Annotated in this window: 18 protein-coding genes and 2 pseudogenes; 7 read left to right on the forward strand and 13 right to left on the reverse strand. The window is 65.1% G+C overall.

The window, feature by feature from the left end; translation table 11 throughout:
• Window positions 1-106 (forward strand): annotated as a pseudogene (locus tag ACFQ24_RS08440) (IS5/IS1182 family transposase); the annotation flags it as partial.
• Here the strand turns inward: ACFQ24_RS08440 and ACFQ24_RS08445 are convergent.
• The 3 genes from ACFQ24_RS08445 to ACFQ24_RS08455 are packed head-to-tail and all read right to left on the reverse strand — an operon-like array spanning window position 97 to window position 1,419.
• Window positions 97-354, reverse strand: coding sequence for a hypothetical protein (locus tag ACFQ24_RS08445; protein WP_380910347.1), 258 nt, complete (start codon window positions 352-354; stop codon window positions 97-99). The pseudogene ACFQ24_RS08440 and the gene ACFQ24_RS08445 sit on opposite strands and share 10 nt — an antisense overlap.
• 55 nt (window positions 355-409) lie before the next feature.
• Complete coding sequence (locus ACFQ24_RS08450) at window positions 410-1,159, reverse strand: methyltransferase family protein (protein ID WP_021245240.1); 750 nt, start codon at window positions 1,157-1,159, stop codon at window positions 410-412.
• The gene (locus ACFQ24_RS08455) at window positions 1,156-1,419 is read right to left on the reverse strand and encodes a DUF2933 domain-containing protein (RefSeq protein ID WP_013039078.1); all 264 of its coding nucleotides are present in this window, start codon (window positions 1,417-1,419) and stop codon (window positions 1,156-1,158) included. Before ACFQ24_RS08455 ends, ACFQ24_RS08450 begins: the two co-directional genes overlap by 4 nt.
• Before the next feature lie 251 nt (window positions 1,420-1,670).
• On the opposite strand from ACFQ24_RS08455, the gene ACFQ24_RS08460 reads away from it, so the two are divergent.
• The 5 genes and pseudogenes from ACFQ24_RS08460 to ACFQ24_RS08480 all read left to right on the forward strand — a co-directional run bounded on the left by ACFQ24_RS08460 (window position 1,671) and on the right by ACFQ24_RS08480 (window position 7,126).
• A complete protein-coding gene (locus ACFQ24_RS08460) occupies window positions 1,671-3,131 on the forward strand; it encodes an MBL fold metallo-hydrolase RNA specificity domain-containing protein (RefSeq protein WP_177179228.1) in 1,461 nt (486 codons plus the stop codon).
• Entirely contained in the window at window positions 3,128-4,666 is a 1,539-nt protein-coding gene (locus ACFQ24_RS08465) for a thymidine phosphorylase family protein (protein ID WP_030541610.1), read from the forward strand. The genes ACFQ24_RS08460 and ACFQ24_RS08465 overlap by 4 nt, the downstream gene beginning before the upstream one ends.
• On the forward strand, window positions 4,663-5,547 hold the full coding sequence (locus tag ACFQ24_RS08470; protein ID WP_030541611.1) for a ribose-phosphate pyrophosphokinase: 885 nt from the start codon (window positions 4,663-4,665) through the stop codon (window positions 5,545-5,547). The genes ACFQ24_RS08465 and ACFQ24_RS08470 overlap by 4 nt, the downstream gene beginning before the upstream one ends.
• 169 nt (window positions 5,548-5,716) lie before the next feature.
• Window positions 5,717-5,912: pseudogene (locus tag ACFQ24_RS08475) on the forward strand (hypothetical protein); the annotation flags it as partial.
• Window positions 5,913-6,505: 593 nt separating this feature from the next.
• Window positions 6,506-7,126, forward strand: a complete 621-nt coding sequence (locus ACFQ24_RS08480) for a response regulator transcription factor (protein WP_380910350.1) — start codon at window positions 6,506-6,508, stop codon at window positions 7,124-7,126.
• A gap of 143 nt (window positions 7,127-7,269) precedes the next feature.
• Here the strand turns inward: ACFQ24_RS08480 and ACFQ24_RS08485 are convergent, their stop codons facing one another.
• From ACFQ24_RS08485 to atpD, 10 genes are all read right to left on the reverse strand, one after another.
• Window positions 7,270-9,036, reverse strand: coding sequence for an oleate hydratase (locus ACFQ24_RS08485; protein WP_093068277.1), 1,767 nt, complete (start codon window positions 9,034-9,036; stop codon window positions 7,270-7,272).
• A gap of 79 nt (window positions 9,037-9,115) precedes the next feature.
• The gene (locus ACFQ24_RS08490; protein WP_046408699.1) at window positions 9,116-9,964 is read right to left on the reverse strand and encodes a F0F1 ATP synthase subunit gamma; all 849 of its coding nucleotides are present in this window, start codon (window positions 9,962-9,964) and stop codon (window positions 9,116-9,118) included.
• The gene (locus tag ACFQ24_RS08495; protein ID WP_030541615.1) at window positions 9,961-11,481 is read right to left on the reverse strand and encodes a F0F1 ATP synthase subunit alpha; all 1,521 of its coding nucleotides are present in this window, start codon (window positions 11,479-11,481) and stop codon (window positions 9,961-9,963) included. Before ACFQ24_RS08495 ends, ACFQ24_RS08490 begins: the two co-directional genes overlap by 4 nt.
• A complete protein-coding gene (locus ACFQ24_RS08500) occupies window positions 11,465-12,214 on the reverse strand; it encodes a F0F1 ATP synthase subunit B family protein (RefSeq protein WP_030541616.1) in 750 nt (249 codons plus the stop codon). Before ACFQ24_RS08500 ends, ACFQ24_RS08495 begins: the two co-directional genes overlap by 17 nt.
• Before the next feature lies 1 nt (window position 12,215).
• Window positions 12,216-12,458 (reverse strand): F0F1 ATP synthase subunit C, encoded by a 243-nt coding sequence (locus tag ACFQ24_RS08505; RefSeq protein ID WP_046408697.1) that lies wholly within the window; start codon window positions 12,456-12,458, stop codon window positions 12,216-12,218.
• A complete protein-coding gene (locus ACFQ24_RS08510; RefSeq protein ID WP_231621894.1) occupies window positions 12,455-13,126 on the reverse strand; it encodes a F0F1 ATP synthase subunit A in 672 nt (223 codons plus the stop codon). The genes ACFQ24_RS08505 and ACFQ24_RS08510 overlap by 4 nt, the downstream gene beginning before the upstream one ends.
• A gap of 26 nt (window positions 13,127-13,152) precedes the next feature.
• Window positions 13,153-13,419 carry an ATP synthase subunit I gene (locus tag ACFQ24_RS08515; RefSeq protein WP_017501319.1) on the reverse strand — a complete coding sequence of 89 codons (267 nt, stop codon included), beginning with the start codon at window positions 13,417-13,419 and terminating at the stop codon, window positions 13,153-13,155.
• Entirely contained in the window at window positions 13,416-13,691 is a 276-nt protein-coding gene (locus ACFQ24_RS08520) for an AtpZ/AtpI family protein (RefSeq protein WP_030541619.1), read from the reverse strand. The genes ACFQ24_RS08515 and ACFQ24_RS08520 overlap by 4 nt, the downstream gene beginning before the upstream one ends.
• Window positions 13,688-14,098 carry a F0F1 ATP synthase subunit epsilon gene (locus tag ACFQ24_RS08525; RefSeq protein WP_030541620.1) on the reverse strand — a complete coding sequence of 137 codons (411 nt, stop codon included), beginning with the start codon at window positions 14,096-14,098 and terminating at the stop codon, window positions 13,688-13,690. The genes ACFQ24_RS08520 and ACFQ24_RS08525 overlap by 4 nt, the downstream gene beginning before the upstream one ends.
• Window positions 14,095-15,507: a F0F1 ATP synthase subunit beta gene (gene atpD / locus ACFQ24_RS08530; protein WP_046408695.1), complete on the reverse strand. Its 1,413-nt coding sequence runs from the start codon at window positions 15,505-15,507 to the stop codon at window positions 14,095-14,097. The genes ACFQ24_RS08525 and atpD overlap by 4 nt, the downstream gene beginning before the upstream one ends.
• 275 nt (window positions 15,508-15,782) lie before the next feature.
• Here atpD and ACFQ24_RS08535 point away from each other — a divergent pair, with 275 nt between their 5' ends.
• Window positions 15,783-16,202, forward strand: coding sequence for a hypothetical protein (locus ACFQ24_RS08535; protein ID WP_017501314.1), 420 nt, complete (start codon window positions 15,783-15,785; stop codon window positions 16,200-16,202).
• Window positions 16,203-16,214: the final 12 nt, after the last annotated feature.

Here is a 16,214-nt window from a genome sequence, read left to right on the forward strand (position 1 = left end):
CCTCGCAAAGGACTGGGAAGCGACCATCGCCTCTTCAACCGCCTGGGCTATGATCGCTTCTATCCGCATGCTCATCCGCAGAACCGCAAGGTATTGCTACGCCTGAGAAACTTTTGAATCGGGCTCTGATATGTCGGCGTCGATGATCGCGTACAGGTCTTTATCTTCCTCGCGAAAGAACATGCGCGCCTTCGCTTCGTCTTCGGCAGGGGGAAGCATCGCTCCCAGGCGCTCCGGCCATTTCGTGTCTATGAATCTCATGAGCCGCTTCCAGGCCGCGGATCGGGTCTGATGGAGGCTCAGGACGGGAACGCCGTTTACTACAATCGCAAGGATCGTCACCTGCATGGTCACATACGCCCCCTCGATTTCGTCATGTTCGTGATGATCTTGCGGAGGAGGACAACGTCTAACCTCCTGGCAGCATGTTGTCGTGTTCTCGAGAACCCTCGCTAACCGGCCCGTCCGTCTGATGGCCTGCCATTCGAGCATTTCCTGTGAAGGCCAGTCCTGCAATCTCCCGCTTCCAACGCAAGCTGGGGAAGAAGGCGGGAACATGGGCCATGTACTGGCGGTAGCTATCGCCGTAGGTCGCGAGCGCGTATCTCTCCTCATGCTTAGCCAAACGAATGTACATCACCACCAGCACCGGAAACATGGCAAGCGTCAGAAGCGTCGGCCATTGTAGCAAGAAACCGAGCATGACGAGGATGAACCCTACGTATTGAGGGTGCCGCACCCGGGCGTAGACCCCCGTCATTGCCAATTCGTGTTTGCGCTGACTCGTGTGAAGCGCCGTCCACGCGATCGAGATTAGCCAAAAGCCTACACCAATCAGCACAAAGCTGGCGATGTGGAACGGGCCGAAATGCGGATTGATGCGCCAGCCGAACATCATTTCCAGGATGTGGCCAGCATCGTGGCTCCACCAGTCGACGCCGGGGAAATGCGACTGGAGCCACCCCGACAGCAGGAAGATGGTGAGCGGGAAGCCATACATTTCGGCGAAGAGCGCGACGATGAACGCACTGAACGCGCCGAAGCTGCGCCAGTCGCGCCGCGTTGCCGGCTTGAAGAAGCTGAACGCAAAGAGGATGAAAACGGCGGCATTGACCAGCGCGAGCCCCCACAGACCATAGCCATAGTCGGCGTGCGTCATCGCGACTCTCCTTCGATGCGGCCGTTGGGATTGGCCGGCAAGCCGGCGGGTGCCTGGCCGGGCTCATGGCCATGCTGATGCCCACCTTGGCCGTGGTGCATGAACAGGTGCATGAGCGGGCAGGCGAGCAGGATGAGATAGGGCAGCACACCCAGGAAGTGCGCGGTATGCTCGGTAATGAGGAAGAAGCTGGCGACGAGCAGGAAGCCGATCAGAACGATCTTGCCGCGCTTGCGCATGCGATGGTCATGTTCGCCCATATGCCGTTCTCTTCTAGTCAACGTCCAGCCTGCATAGGCTCGAGTCCAAGGAGCAAGGTATAAGTAGAGAGCGAAGTCCGAAGGGCATCGCGCAAGCATGGGTAAGGTGATCGATCGGATCGGCCACCGGTGTTCGCGCGACGCAACTGTCGGGAGCAGCAGTCGTGCTGCGGCTTTTGCGTATAGGCGTGCGGCGTCCGCGAATCAAAGCTGCGCTCACGAACATAATCGTGAGAGGCAGGCCCGCGTCCATGCACAAGAGAAAGAAACGGCACCATTCCCGCAACCAGTCCGGCGTGACCGTCCTCGAGCGCGAAGCAAGGATCGATCTGGCTAAGCGCCCGGCCGATGGTTTCGGCGTCGCCTTTCTCGGCGCATCGGGAACGGTCACAGGGTCGCGTTATCTGGTGGACGATGGTGAAACTCAGATCGTTGTCGATTCCGGCCTGTTTCAAGGACCCAGGGATCTGCGCCGCCTTAATTGGGCGCCAATTCCACCCGAAGTCGCCGATGTCGGCCAAGTCCTGCTGACCCACGCTCATCTCGATCACTCGGGCGCGCTACCGCGCATGGCGCGCCTGGGCTGGGACGGTACCGTCCTTGCCACCCGGGCGACCGCGGCCCTGTGCGAGCTCCTTCTTCCCGACAGCGGTCATCTGCAGGAAAAGGATGCGGAGTTCGCCAACCGGCACGGCTTCTCCAGGCACCAGCCGGCGCTGCCGCTCTACACCCAGGCTGACGCGCGTCTGGCATTGCAGCTCTTCCGGCCGATCGAGTTCGGAGCGTGGCATGCAGTCACGGACGGCATCAGGGTGCGCTATCATCGCGCCGGCCACATCCTCGGCGCGGCGTCGATCGAGATCGACTGGAAGGGGCGGACAATCCTCTTCTCAGGCGACATCGGCCGTTACGGCGATTCGGTGATGAAAGATCCCGAGCCGCCCGCGCGCGCCGACTATGTCCTGGTGGAATCGACCTATGGCGATCGGCGCCACGAGCAGGTCGATCCGACAAAGACGCTTGGAGATCATGTCGAACGATGCGTCGAGAGAGGAGGGACGGTGGTGATCCCGGCCTTCGCCGTGGGACGGGTCCAGTCGCTTCTCTATCATTTCTCGCGTCTGCGCGCGCAGGGACGCCTCCGCGACATCCCGATCTTCCTCGACAGCCCGATGGCGATCAACGCGAGCGGGCTGATGTGCGATTTCATGGACGAGCATCGCCTGGCCCGCGCCGAGTGCGAAGCGGCGTGCAGCGTCGCGCACTATGTGCGCGAAGTGGAGGAATCCAAGGAACTCACCGCCAACCCCGCCCCAAAGGTCATCATCTCGGCCAGCGGAATGGCAACGGGCGGCCGCGTGCTCCACCATCTCAAGCGCTTCGCGCCGGATGGGAAGAACCTCATCCTCTTCTCGGGCTTCCAGGCGGCGGGCACCCGCGGCGCCGCCATGATCGGCGGCGCCCGGACGATCAAGATCCACGGCGAGTATATCCCGGTCGAAGCCGAGGTCGCCAACCTGACGATGCTCTCGGCGCATGCCGACAGCGACGAGCTCATGCGCTGGCTCGGCTCGCTGCACGAGGCCCCGCGCCACGTCTATGTCACCCATGGCGAGCCGACCGGCGCCCACGTCCTGGCGAAGCGTGTCTCGGAGGAACTGGGCTGGGCATGCAGCGTACCGGCGCTGGGTAGCTGGGGCATGCTCGCGTGAAGCCCGGGATCATCGAGAACGCCGAAGCAGAGTCTGTCGCGACGACGCTGCGGGCACGCCGCATCGGCCTGTCGGGTGCCGGTAGCGATCTGATTGCGGTCATGCGCCACGACTGTCCCGTCTGCCGCTCGGAAGGTCTTGCGTCCCGCGCGCAGGTCGCGCTGCGCGCCGGCGGGCGGGAAATCGTCGTCTCGCTGCTGCACAGTTCCGCGGAGGCTCCAGCGCCCGGCGAGATCGGCCTCTCGGAATCCGCATGGCAGCGGCTCGGCGTCAGCGAGGGCGATCCGGTCGAGATCGCGCACGCCCAGCCTCTCGCCTCGCTCGCCGAAGTGCGTCGGCGTATCTATGGCAATCGTCTCAGTGACGGGGCTTTTTCAGCGATCATCACCGACATCGCCGAGCGACGCTATAGCGATGTCCATCTCTCGGCATTCGTCACGGCCTGCTCGGCGGTCCCGCTCGATACGGACGAAACGATCAGCCTGACCAGGGCGATGGTCGATGTCGGCGAGCGATTGCAGTGGCCCGGAACGGTCATCGTCGACAAGCATAGCGTCGGTGGATTGCCGGGCAATCGCACCACGCCGATCATCGTCTCGATCATGGCCGCGGAGGGCCTGATCATGCCCAAGACATCGTCGCGGGCGATCACCTCGCCGGCCGGCACGGCGGACACGATGGAGGTGCTGGCACCTGTCGACCTCGACGTTTCCGCAATCCGCAAGGTGGTCGAGCGCGAAGGCGGCTGCATCGCCTGGGGCGGCGCCGTCAATCTCAGCCCTGCCGACGACGTGATCATCGGCGTGGAGCGCGTGCTCGATATCGATGCCGTCGGGCAGATGGTCGCCTCGGTGCTGTCCAAGAAAGTCGCGGCCGGTGCGACCCATCTGGTCATCGACATCCCGGTCGGGCCGACCGCCAAGGTCCGCGGAGCCGCTGCCGCCGACACCCTCGAGCGCGCGCTGAGCTCGGTCGCCCAAGCCTTCGGGCTTCGCACGCGCGTGATGCGCGGCCCCGGCGCGGAGCCGATCGGACGGGGCATCGGTCCGGCGCTCGAGGCGCAGGATATCCTTGCCGTGCTCCAGGGGCAGCCTGGCGCCGAGGATCTCGCCCACCGGGCCTGCGAGCTGGCGGGAGGACTGCTTGAGCTCGCGGACGCGGCCCCGGCCGGCGAAGGCTATGCGCGTGCGCGGGCGTGCCTCGAAAGCGGCCGGGCCTGGGCCAAGTTCCAACGTATCTGCGAAGCGCAGGGCGGCATGCGGGCTCCACCGGTCGCCCGGTTCCAACAGGATATGATCGCTCCCTATAGCGGCCGCCTGGTGAGTATCGACAATCGCAAGCTCGCGACGGTCGCGAAGCTTGCCGGCGCGCCGATGGCCAAGGCCGCCGGCGTCGCGCTGCAGTGTCGGCTGAACCAGATGGTGGATGCCGGGGCTCCCTTGAGCACCATTCATGCCGAGAGCCCGGGCGAGCTCGATTATGCGGCGGCCTATGCGGTGAGCGACGGGCCGATCTTCGGGATTGAAGCGCTATGAACCGTCCCGTGCTGTTCGCGCTGTCTGGCAGCGAGGCCCTGGCACAGCCGCTATCCGCCGCACTCGATGCAGAGGTCGGCACGATCGAGCATCGTCAGTTTCCCGACGGGGAAACCTATCTCAGGGTCGTAAGCGACATCAGCGACCGCGACGTCATCCTGCTGTGCAGTCTCGATCATCCGGACGCCAAGCTGTTGCCGCTGCTGTTCGCAGCCGACACCGCGCGCGATCTGGGCGCTCGCAGGATCGGGCTCGTCGCCCCCTACCTCGCTTACATGCGCCAGGACATTCGCTTCCATGCCGGCGAGGCGGTGACGTCGCGAACCTTTGCCGCGATCCTGTCCCGCCATCTCGACTGGCTGGTGACGGTCGATCCGCATCTCCACCGCTATCATGCGTTGTCGGAAATCTACCGCATCCCGACCCAGGTTGTTCATGCTGCGCGGCTTCTGGCCTCGTGGATCAAGCGCAATGTCGCTCGTCCGCTGATCATCGGTCCGGACCTGGAAAGCGAACAGTGGGTCTCGCAGGTGGCGGCCGATGCCGATGCTCCGTTTCTCGTGTGCGAGAAAATCCGGTCCGGCGACCGTGACGTCACCATCTCGATTCCGAATGCCCCAGCGTTTCTCGATCGCCAGCCGGTGCTGGTCGACGATATCGCCTCATCCGGCCGGACCCTCGCCGAGGCGGCGCGCCAGCTGGTCGGCATGGGGTTCGCGCGACCGGATTGCGTGGTCGTGCATCCGCTTTTCGCCGGCGATGCAGCGCAAGTCCTGGGTGGGCTCGTCGAGAGGATCGTGAGCACGAACGCTGTTGCGCATACCTCTAATGATATCGACGTGATGCCGGCGATTGCGGAGGCCGTTCGTCACGGAATTTGAACGGTGCGCTGCGCGTCAGTTCTTCAGTACTCAATGCTCAATGCACGATGAAAACGAACGCCCGGCAAACGCCGGGCGCATTCCCATCCATTGACCCTACACGAGCCCGAACCAATCTTCCGGGAACTTCGCTTTCGGAGAAAGTCGCGGCAGGAAAGGAGGATATGTCATGTCGCACACACGCTCTTTCCTTGATCCCTTCATCGTTGCTCGGACCCGCAGCTTGAGCCCGAAGTGAAGCCCGCCATCCTTGCATCCTGGGCGTCCGATCGCTCCGCCGTCGAGGGCCAACCGGCCCTCCGTCGCTCGCCAGCATCCCGGTGCCGGTCGACGATGTGATGGCAGCGCTGCGCTGGCTCGATCGCGCTGAGCGCGGCGCGGGCCTGGCATCCTTGGTTCGTCAGGAACAACCCGGTATCGGTGCCATCCTCGCCGGGAATATCGAAACTGCGACACGGAAGGCGGGCGATCTCTGCGATGATCAGCCTTCGATCTCAAAACCCTATGATCACCGGTTCGTGCTGAATCGGATTCGCCGTGCCGTAGCGGCGCGCGAGCGGAGCTGCGATCCGCCCCGGACATCGGCGTTACGGCGCGCTGCTGACACAGAATAGCGATTATCAGCTTCTTGCCATGACAACATGACGCGTCGAGCTTAGGAGCAACCAGCGCGCTCATCCCCCAAGAGGCGTGCCCACTCCCGGCGGCAGCGTCTTGCGGCGCCTTGCCGCCGGGAGACCAGAGGGAGCGCCGCCCCGTTCGCAAGAGCGGTCATCTCGCAAAGTTCGGCACATGATGCCGGGTCGCTTACCCCCCTCTCGCCGAGCACCTGCCTTGCCTGTTGTGATGCGGCGGTATTTCGGCCTTGACCTTGGACCATGGTCCTACCCGTAGAAGGTCTCCCCTTTGAAGCTGTGCCCGCTGGGGTGCGCAGCAATGCCAACACGTCCGGGGGGCCATGGAGAGCAAGCGCGTCGTTCATGTCATTGATGACGAAGAAACAATCAGGAAAGCTGTAGGATTCACATTAAGGACAGCGGGATTTGCCGTCGAGACCTATGGCTCGGGAGTCGACTTTCTGAAAATTGCAGATGAAGCTGAAAGAGGTAGCATCGTTCTCGACATGCACATGCCGGACATGAACGGTCTACAGGTTCAGGCAGCGCTGACGCAGATGGATATAAGCATGCCAGTCGTGATGCTGACCGGCAACGGAGACATTGCGCTTGCTGTCCAAGCGATGAAGGCGGGTGCTGTCGATTTCCTGGCCAAACCTATCGAACGGGCGCTGCTGCTCGATGCGATAGACCGAGCGTTCGCGCGCATCGACACGGCGGAGGGGCGCGCTCTCGAAGAAGCCGAGGCATGCCGACAGGTCGATCTACTGACACCGCGCGAACGGGATGTTCTCGAAGGCCTTGCGCAAGGCCTTCCGAACAAGACCATCGCCTATGATCTGGGCATTTCTTCACGGACGGTCGAAGTCCATCGCGCGAGCATCATGTCCAAGCTTGGAGTCCGTACCCTTTCCGAAACCTTGCGGATCGCCTTTGCGGCTGGAATGGGAAGGCCGCTGTAGGTAAAGGCGGCCAGGGCTGCTGCGGTTGAATCTCTGCGTGTCACCTGATGGCGCGGACATAGTGCCTGCCGGGATGCATCGACGTTGTTCATCAGCTTTTGGCGGAATTTTCGTGAGCCCAGGCGAAGGGTCGCGCTTGATTGCTATCGCGAAAGGAGATGAAACTCTTCCAACAGCTGGGCGATCTCTGTGCCTTCAAGCTTCTTCATCAACAGCTTGCGCAGGAAGGACGGGCCGGGAATGTCGATCCCTTTGCCATCCCTGAGCGGCCCGATTGTGGCCAGAAGCGTGCGGATATCATAGGTTGAGTTGAACACTTCCGGCACGCCGCGTTCGACCTTCATCAGCGTGTAGACGGCCTCCATCGGCGTGCGCACCGAATATTCCGTCGTGAAGATACAATCACGCTGCTTCGACTCGGCAAACTGGCCGACAAAGGCGAAGTTGACCGCGCCCTCGGGCACCACGTCCGGCCGGTCGCCGGCCTGGCGCGGCATGAAGAAGGCGGTGATGTAGGGCATCATCACCGGCACGGTCGTCGCCCCCGTCGCGGCGAGCCCAGGAATATCCTCGACCGGCACGCCGAGATGATAGAGCCATTCTTGCGTGATCTCCTCGCCCGTACAGTCCTGCATCGGCTTCTTCACATAGTCGCCGGGTCGGTCGACGAACAAGGCATAGAACCAGGCGACGATCTGGTCCTTCGGCTGCTTCCTGAAGTGGGGTTGCCGGCTCACCGTCCAGCTCAGCAGCCAGCTCGAGTCCTTGACCGTGATGATGCCGCCGGTCACCACCGTGCCGCTGAACGGATCGCGCCTGGCGATCTTGCGAATGTACGCCGGAATGCGCGCGTCGAGCGTGGTGATGGTCGCCGACGCCCATTTGGTTTCCGGGATATGGGATCCAAACACGTCGGGACGACCAAAGGCCGGGTCCTTGGCAGCGATCCGGCGCCACAGGTCCCAGGCCGGCGCCGGCCCCTCATTCAGCCTGGCCGGTGTATGATGATCGCCATTGTCGGAATTCTCGGTCAGCGATCCGATGGTGATGAAGACGAGGTCGTCGGCGCCGAGATCGACGCCGCCTTCGACCCCGTTTTCGATCCAGGCAATCCGGGTCGCCTGTTTGCGGCCGGGCCGGATGTCGAAATCGACGTCGGTGACCTCGACGCCGTAGCGAAACCTGACGCCGCGATCCTGCAGCCAGTTGACCAGCGGCAGGACCATCGATTCATATTGATTGTAGCGGTTGAACTTGAGTGAGGAGAAATCCGCCAGACTGCCGATATGGTGGATGAAGCGATGGAGATAGAGCTTCATCTCAAGCGCGGAATGCCACTCCTCGAAGGCGAACATGGTGCGCCAGTAGAGCCAGAAGTTGCTCCTGAGGAAATCATCGCCGAAGACTTCGTTGATCCGCTTGTTCTCCATCTCCTCCCGCGTCGCGAGGAAGACGGAGATCAGATCTCTTCGCGCGCGATCGCTGAGTGTCAGCAAAGCCTTGTCAGGCACATCCTGGCCCTGTTTCTGCGTGACGCGCTGCAGCGAAAAATTCGGATCGTCCTTGTTGAGCCGGTAGAATTCGTCGAGCACACTCGCATCCTCGATCTCCAGCGAAGGGATCGAGCGATAGAGATCCCAGAGGCATTCGAAATGCTCCTCCATCTCGCGCCCTCCGCGGATGACGAACCCCTTTTCGGGGACGTCGAGGCCGTCGAGCGCGCCGCCGGGAACATGCAGCTCCTCAAGGATGGTAATACGCTCGCCGGCGACGCCGCCGTCGCGGATCAGGAACGCCGCGCCCGCTAGTCCCGCAAGACCCGAGCCGACGAACCAGGCCGTCTTCCTGTCAGCGCCCTCAGGTTTGCGGGGGCGCACGAAAGCTTCGTAGTTTCCGCTACTATAGTGCATGGCGAACTCCCTCTTCGATCCCGACGACAATGGCGGTTCTGCGGTTTCTTGCTGAACAGCAGAAGTGCCTGCCCTGCATTCATTCTCGCCGATGTCGCCCGCCGCTCAGTTCGACGACTTCACTGGTGATCTGATCCTGACGCGTGAGGCGCTCCTCGAGGCGCAGGGCCTCGCCCTTGCGATCGATGTGGCTGCGGGCGGTCGCCATGGTGCGCAGCCGTGCCTCATTCTCGGCGACGAACGTCTCGACCGCAGCCGCGCAGATCTGGGCGAAGACATATTCCGCGGTCAGGTCGCCGATAAGGTCCGCCGCGTTGATATTGACGAGCGGCGGCAAATCCGCCGTGGACGCGGGGAAAGTGTCGAGGTCGAGCGGCAGGAGGCTCGCGCGCACGATCGAGACGCCCTTGCCGCTGCTCCAGACCGGATAAGCCATGGTGATGGGCACCGCGCCGGTCTCGTCCAGATAGTCGTACAGCGCGTCGATGATGCTTGTCGCGAGTGCGGGCAGCGCATCGGCCTTGCTCGGCATGCTCGCGCTCCATGCGATGCGCAGACCGCGCTCGGTCGCAAGCGTGGCCGTGCGCGCGCCAATCAGAAGAATATGCCTGTCCTGCATGTCGGCCGCGGCGCCGTCGAGCAGCTGCTCCGGAAAGGCCCCGGCAAAGCCTTGCTCCGCACCGAACAGGATAAGGCCGCCTCTCGCACCACCGACCGCCCGCGCCGGAAAACGCGCCAGTGGCTCGTCAAGGCGGCGCGCCTGGCCAATGGCGGTGCGGGCGGTCTCCGCATAGCGTCGCACCGCGGGCAGCAGCGCGCGCGCCTGCTGCGCCCGCTGCGCGGCGATGCCCTGCATGGCGTTGACCACCGCACCGAGCTGGCGGACGGTCTCGATCCGGTGGCCGATCTCGGCGAGGCGATCGCTCATGATGCAGAACCGGCCGGCTGGCTTTCGATCAGCGCTTTCACCGTCGTTATCAGAGCGGACCGCTGCGCGGTGTCGATCTGTCCAGTCCGCTCGATCTGCGCGCATAGATCGGGGACGTGATCGTCGATCCAGGCGGGCAGCCGCGCGCGGAGCGACGGTATCTCCGAGACCACCATGCCATCGAGCAACCCTTCGCCGAGCGCCACGGCCAGCGCCACCTGGTCGACGACCCGTAGGGGACTCGACAGCGGTTGCACGAGCAAGGCGCGCAAGCGCTTGCCCCGTTCGATCTGGGCGCGGACACGCGGCTCGGGCTGCTCGCCGAAGCGGGTGAACATCTCGAGCTCGAGGAACTGCGCATAGTCGAGGCGCATGGTCCCGCTCGCGTCGCGCAGGACGCGAAGCTGCGTCTTGCCGCCGACCCGGCTCACGCTCGTGCCCACGTCGATGGCGGGCTTGTGCCCCTGCGCGAACAGCTTCGCGTCGAGAATGATCTGACCGTCGGTGATCGAGATCAGATTGGTCGGAATATAGGCGCTGACGTTGCCGGCATCGGTCTCCGCGATCGGCAGAGCCGTGAGCGAACCGCCCCCCTTCTCCGTCGAGAGACGCGCCGCACGTTCGAGCAGGCGGGAATGGAGGAAGAAGACGTCGCCTGGATAGGCCTCGCGCCCGGGCGGCTGTCCGATCAGCAGGGCGATCTCGCGATGGGTCGCGGCATGCTTGGTGAGATCGTCGAGCACCACCACCGCATGGCCGCCACCATCCCGAAAATACTCGGCCATCGTGAAGCCCGCGAACGGCGCGATCCATTGCAGCCCCGGCGCCGCGGCGGGGCTCGCCACGACGAAGATGGTGCGATCCGGCGCGCCATGCCGCCGCACCTGATCGACCACGCGCGCGACCGCCGAGCTTTTCTGGCCGATCGCGACATAGACGCAGATCATGTCGCTGGTGCGCTGGTTGATGATCGTGTCGACCGCGAGCGCCGTCTTGCCGGTGGCGCGGTCACCGAGAATGAGTTCGCGCTGCCCCCGGCCGATGGCGAACATCGCATCGATTGCGAGCGTGCCGGTCTGCACCGGCTGGACGACGAGGTCGCGTTCGATGATCGCCGGCGCCGGCCGTTCGACAGGATCGAAGCGCCTGGCCCGGATCGGCGCGCCCCCATCGAGCGGACGGCCGAGCGGATCGACGACTCGGCCAAGCAATGCCTCGCCAACCGGCACGCGCACCACCTCGCCCGAGCCGGTTACGGTGTCTCCTGCCTCCACCTGTGCGGCATCGTCGAGCAGCACGCAGCCAATCCGGTCCCGGTCGAGCGTGTGGACGAATCCGGTCTGGCCCCGGGCGAGATAGAGCAATTCGTCGAGGCGCGAGTCCGGAAGGCCCGAGACCATGGCAACGCCGTCGCCGATCGATTCCACCCGGCCAATTGCATCGACACGCGGCCCGAGATTGGCGCGCGCGATGCAGCTCTGGGCCTGCGTCAGCCAGTCTTCAGGCGATCCGGGCATGATTGTCCTCATTGAGGCTCTCCACCATGGCGTCGAGATCGGCGCGCCAGCTGTTGCGCACGACGGCGTGGGGCGTGCGAAGCTCCGCGCCGGCGATGAGATCTGGATCGACCGCGAAGATCGGGGTCGCGGTATCCGGCAGGATTTCGCCAAGCGCGCGCGCTACCTGCGTCTGCAGATCGGCCGTCAGCGGCGCGGGCGTCGCGACGGTGACGGGCCCGGCGGCCGCCAGGCTGAGGCGATCCGCCTCGGAAAGGTCCCCGAGCCGCGCCTTGAGCGCGTCGACCATGGCCTGCACCGTCTGCTCGGGCGGGAGACGAGCGAGCAACGTGCCTGCCATCGAGGCGGCGAGGCTCGCTGCCTTTTCCCGCCACTGCGCCGCCACCCGCCCGCGTTCGGCATCGATCGCCGCATGGCCTTGCTCGACGACGGCGTCCGCCTCGAGCCTGGCCTGCGCGAGGAGGCGCTGGCGCTCCGCTTCGGCCTCGGTCCGGATCTCGGCGCGGCGAGCCGCCGCATCCGCGACGAAGCCGTCATTCTGCGTCTTGAGCGCCTGCGCTTCGGCCTGTGCCCGGTCCTTTGCCTCCCGCGCTTCGTCGAGCAGCGCCTGGGCCGATGCCTGGCGGGCAGCGATGGCATCCATCACCGGACGGAACAGGAAGCGTCCGAGCAGCCACACGAGGATGAGGACATTGACCGCCTGCAGCGCGAGCGTCCACCAGTCGATCCGCATGTCAGGCGAACGGGTTGGCGAAGAGCAGCAGCAGCGCGATCACGAGGCAGTAGATCGCCATCGTCTCGATCATCGCGAGGCCCACGAACAGCGTGCGCGAGATGGTGTTGGCGGCTTCGGGCTGGCGCGCGATCGCGTCCATCGCGGCGGCGACGGCCCTGCCCTGCCCGAGCGCCGGGGCGATTGCGCCGATCGAGATCGCGAAAGCGGCGCCGAGGATGCTGGCGAGATGGATCCAGTTCATGCGGGGGACTCCTGTTTGGATGGCGGGCGGGCGCCGTTCTCGCTGATAGCGCTGCCGATAAAGACCATGGCGAGCGCGCCGAAAATGTAGGCCTGGACCGCGCCGGTCAGCATTTCGAGCGCCATCAGCGGGATCGGGACGAGCAGCCCGGCCAGGCTCAGCACGACGCCGATCATGAAGACACCGCTCATGACGTTGCCGAACAGGCGCACCATCAGCGAGAAGCTGCGGGTGAAGAGCTCGACGATATTGAGCGGGGCGAGCAGGATCGAGGGGCGCGCGAAGGTCGCGAGATAGGCCCTGGGCCCGAGCGCGCGGACGCCGAACCAGAGCGTCGCGCCGAAGACGATCAGCGCCAGCGCCGCGTCGGTTTCGAGGGTCGCGGTCGGCGGCTCGACGCCGGGGATCAGCGACGACCAGTTGGCGACCAGCAGGAACAGGAACAGCGTGCCGATCAGCGGCAAATAACGCCGCGGCTCCGCCTCCATCGTCTCGCGGATCTGGCCGGCGACGGTCTCGACGACCAGCTCGAGCGCCGCTTGGGCTCGGGTTGGGCGTAACGCAAGGCGGCGGGTCAGCAGCCAGCTTCCGATTGTAAGGACGGCCATGATGCCCCAGGTCGTGGCGACCGGCTGGCTGATCGGCACCGGACCGATCGCGAACAGCACATGGCTTTCAAGTGGTGACGCGAATATCATCGGGCGCCTCCGAGCCGGTGGAGCATGATCTGGCGCCCGCCCATGAAGCCGGTTGTTGCGGCAAGAAGCGCCGGCCACCCTTGCCGGCTGGCGATGACAAGAACCAGAATAGTGACGGCGAGGCGCCCGAGCCTGAGCAGGATCGCGCGCGATGCCGGGCCGCCATGGGTGACGAGGTCGGCTTCTCTGGCGATGGCCGCGAAATGGGCGAGGCCGACCGCAAATCCGAGGGCCAGGAACAGGATGGGGGAGAGCTGGCTCATTGCCGGTGCATCCAGCGCCAGCCCGACCAGCAGCCGAGGGCGAGCCCGACGAGCAGGAGCGGCGCGGTCCAGAAGATGCCGCTATCCAGCCGGTGGTCGAGCCAGCGGCCGATCGCGAGACCGACCAGCGCGGGCAGGACGATCTGCCAGCCGAGCACGCCGATCTGGCCGAGATTGCGGGCGACGGAAGGAAGCCGCTGCGCAAGCCGCCGCCGTTCCGCGCGGGTCCGGATGGCTTCGACGATCGGCTGCTCGGGCTTGTCCGTGCTCACAGGCCGATCTCCCGGCCACCACCCTGCAGGGCCTCGACCATATGGCGGATCGCCTGCATCCTGAGCTTCGCCGACGCGGTCCGTTCGGATCGTTCGCCCTCGTCGCGCTCGCGGTAGCGCGCGAGCACGTCATGCTCGAGCGTTCCAAGGTCATCGCCGACATGGCCTTCGCGCGTCGCGACCGCGACCTCCGTGCCGTGGCTCACGGTCAGAATGCCGTTGCGCACCGCGCAATAGCCGGGAGCGCCATCGGGGCCGCGCCAGGAGACGATCGAGACGCCAAGCGCGGTCAGGAAATCGGCATGGCCCGACAGGATGCCGAAACTGCCGCTGGCATCCTCGGCGCGAACCGACGCGACATCGGCGTCGACGAGGATCGCGGTCGGATCGGTGATGCGCAGCTTCATGCGCCCTGCCCCACGCGAGAGCGTGCCTCTTCAATATCGCCCACCATGTAGAAGGCGCTTTCGGGCCAGTCGTCGGTCTCGCCCGACAGGATGGCCGCGACGCCCTTCAGGGTATCAGCCAGCGCCACCGAGCGGCCGGCCTGTCCGGTGAAGGCCTGGGTCACCATGAAAGGCTGGGTCAGGAAGCGCTGGAGCCGCCGCGCCCTGCCGACGATCAGCCGGTCTTCGCGGCCCAGTTCCTCGATGCCGAGCAGCGAGATGATGTCCTGGAGCTCGCGATAATGCGCGATCGTCTCGCGGGCCTGCTGGGCGAGCGCGTAATGATGATCGCCCACGACCTGCGGATCGAGCAGGATCGACGAGGACCCCAAGGGATCCACCGCGGGATAGATGCCTTCGGCCGCCATGGCGCGCGAGAGCAGAATGGAACTGTCGAGATGGGCGGAGATGGCGGTGACTGCCGGGTCGGTGAAATCGTCGGCGGGCACATAGACCGCCTCGATCGCGGTCACCGCAGCCCCATGCACAGAGGCGATGCGCTCCTGCAGCGCGGCCACCTCGCTGGCCAGCGTCGGTTGATAGCCGACGCGCGAAGGCATGCGTCCAAGCAGGCCCGACACCTCGCTGCCGGCCTGGACGAAGCGGAACACATTATCCATGAGCAGCAGGACGTTGCGCTTCTGCTCGTCGCGGAAATGTTCGGCGATGGTGAGCGCGGTCAGCCCGACCCGCCAGCGCGCGCCCGGCGGCTCGTTCATCTGCCCGAAAACGAGCACGGTCTTGTCGATCACACCCGAGCCGCGCATGTCGGTGAGCAGCTCATGGCCCTCGCGCGATCGCTCGCCGATGCCCGCGAACACTGAGACACCCTCGTAGCGGGCGACCATCGCGTTGATGAGTTCCATCACCAGCACGGTCTTGCCCACCCCCGCGCCCCCGAACATGGCGGCCTTGCCGCCCTGGGCAAGCGGTGCGAGCAGATCGATGACCTTGATGCCGGTCTCGAACATCGCCGTCGCCGCGCTCTGCTCGTCGAGCGGTGGGGGTGCGCGATGGATCGGCCTCAATGGCACATCCGGTCCGAGCGGCGCGCCGCCGTCCCCCACCTGCCCGGTCGGCGTAAGGAGCCGCCCAAGAACCTTGTCTCCGACCGGAACCGCGATGGGTGCGCCCAAGGCCACCACGCCGACATTGCGCGCCAGACCGGAGGTCGGCTGAAGCGCGACGGCGCGGACGGTCCGATCATCAATATGGCTCTGCACTTCCGCGACCAGCGGGCCTGACGCCGCATCGATGCGCAGTGCTTCATTGACTGCGGGCAGCGGCCCTTCGTCGAACTCGACATCGAGGACGGGACCGCGGAGCGCCGCAATCCGGCCGAGCCTGGCTATGGACGGTATCACGCCCATGCCGGTTGCCGGGTCAGACCATAATCATGCTCGACCGTGCCGCGATCATGACGGGACGGGTAGAAGTCGCTGCCCGCGGGCACGACATGGACGACAAGCCAAAAGTGCATTGGCTGAGCGTCGCAGGCAAGCCGCAGATTCGGCATACGTAGAGTTACCGATTCTCTCTGATTCAGCCTCGCCGAATATCGGCGGCGCGACGCGATGAGCCTCAGGCCAGGGCTGCATGCCCGATACGCTGGAGCTTAGACGCGAAGAGAAAGGTTCATCGTCCCATGCCCTATCCGGTCGATCAACTTGCCGCGCTCGCCAAAGCGAATGTCGGCCTGATGCTGAAGCTCGCCGAAGTCGCCCGGAAAGGTGGCGAAGAGTCGCTCGAGGTCGGCAACCGCGCCGCCGGCCGCTTCGCCGAAGAGGCGCGTGCCTCGATTGCGGGCGCGACGGACAAGACGTCGGACGCCGGCGCGGTCAGCCCGGCCGGACCGCGGGCACTGTTCGAGGACATGGCCACGGTCCGCGAGCATATGATTGCCGGCACAAGATCGGCGTTCGAGGAATGGCAGCAGGCCTGGCAGGCCGTCGCGAGCGCTCCGACGGCTCCCGGGGCGCTGGATGCCTTTGCTGCCATTGTCGGACCATGGTTCGGGCAGAAAAGCCCGGGCGACGGCGAGAAGCAGGCCACCAGCGACAAATAGGATAGCCCCCGA

The sequence above is a fragment of the Sphingobium olei genome (assembly GCF_042678845.1).
GTDB classification, from domain to species: Bacteria; Pseudomonadota; Alphaproteobacteria; order Sphingomonadales; family Sphingomonadaceae; genus Sphingobium; species Sphingobium olei.

Excerpts from the sequence above, each read along its gene's own strand:
- ACFQ24_RS08450 (WP_021245240.1), bottom strand. The coding sequence starts at position 1,159 with ATGACGCACGCCGACTATGGCTATGGTCTGTGGGGGCTCGCGCTGGTC.
- atpD (WP_046408695.1), bottom strand. The coding sequence starts at position 15,507 with ATGGGCGTGATACCGTCCATAGCCAGGCTCGGCCGGATTGCGGCGCTC.
- ACFQ24_RS08480 (WP_380910350.1), top strand. The coding sequence starts at position 6,506 with ATGGAGAGCAAGCGCGTCGTTCATGTCATTGATGACGAAGAAACAATC.
- ACFQ24_RS08495 (WP_030541615.1), bottom strand. The coding sequence starts at position 11,481 with ATGCCCGGATCGCCTGAAGACTGGCTGACGCAGGCCCAGAGCTGCATC.
- ACFQ24_RS08515 (WP_017501319.1), bottom strand. The coding sequence starts at position 13,419 with ATGAGCCAGCTCTCCCCCATCCTGTTCCTGGCCCTCGGATTTGCGGTC.
- ACFQ24_RS08470 (WP_030541611.1), top strand. The coding sequence starts at position 4,663 with ATGAACCGTCCCGTGCTGTTCGCGCTGTCTGGCAGCGAGGCCCTGGCA.
- ACFQ24_RS08490 (WP_046408699.1), bottom strand. The coding sequence starts at position 9,964 with ATGAGCGATCGCCTCGCCGAGATCGGCCACCGGATCGAGACCGTCCGC.
- ACFQ24_RS08525 (WP_030541620.1), bottom strand. The coding sequence starts at position 14,098 with ATGAAGCTGCGCATCACCGATCCGACCGCGATCCTCGTCGACGCCGAT.
- ACFQ24_RS08455 (WP_013039078.1), bottom strand. The coding sequence starts at position 1,419 with ATGGGCGAACATGACCATCGCATGCGCAAGCGCGGCAAGATCGTTCTG.
- ACFQ24_RS08485 (WP_093068277.1), bottom strand. The coding sequence starts at position 9,036 with ATGCACTATAGTAGCGGAAACTACGAAGCTTTCGTGCGCCCCCGCAAA.
- ACFQ24_RS08460 (WP_177179228.1), top strand. The coding sequence starts at position 1,671 with ATGCACAAGAGAAAGAAACGGCACCATTCCCGCAACCAGTCCGGCGTG.
- ACFQ24_RS08500 (WP_030541616.1), bottom strand. The coding sequence starts at position 12,214 with ATGCGGATCGACTGGTGGACGCTCGCGCTGCAGGCGGTCAATGTCCTC.
- ACFQ24_RS08535 (WP_017501314.1), top strand. The coding sequence starts at position 15,783 with ATGCCCTATCCGGTCGATCAACTTGCCGCGCTCGCCAAAGCGAATGTC.
- ACFQ24_RS08505 (WP_046408697.1), bottom strand. The coding sequence starts at position 12,458 with ATGAACTGGATCCATCTCGCCAGCATCCTCGGCGCCGCTTTCGCGATC.